Source organism: Halorubrum sp. SP3 (genome assembly GCF_005435195.1).
Classification (GTDB): Archaea; Halobacteriota; Halobacteria; order Halobacteriales; family Haloferacaceae; genus Halorubrum; species Halorubrum sodomense.
Genome location: NZ_SGTU01000561.1, coordinates 1 through 303 on the forward strand (window position 1 = coordinate 1; position 303 = coordinate 303).

At 65.0% G+C, this 303-nt stretch carries 1 pseudogene; it reads right to left on the reverse strand.

What is annotated here, in order from left to right:
- Positions 1-303 (reverse strand): annotated as a pseudogene (locus EXE42_RS17560) (C4-dicarboxylate ABC transporter substrate-binding protein); the annotation flags it as partial.

Sequence of the window (303 nt, forward strand, 5' to 3'; positions counted from 1 at the left end):
AGCCGAGCATGTCGGAGGTCGACTCGAAGTCGTTGAACTGCGCCTCGCCCTCGTTGACGGTGTCGTTGTGCTCGTCGACGACGCGGCACAGCTCGTAGACGGCGTCCGGGTTCGCCTCGGGGTTGAACGTGTAGTTCACCTCGAGGTTCCAGTGGAACACCTCGTCTGTGCCGATGTCGGTGCCCGCGATGGACCAGTCGTCGTAGCTCGTGGTGCCGGTGCCGGCCCCGTCGTACGACTCGGCGGACTCGATGAGCGCGTCGGTCGGTTCGACGTAGTGGATGTCGACGCGGGAGGCGATCT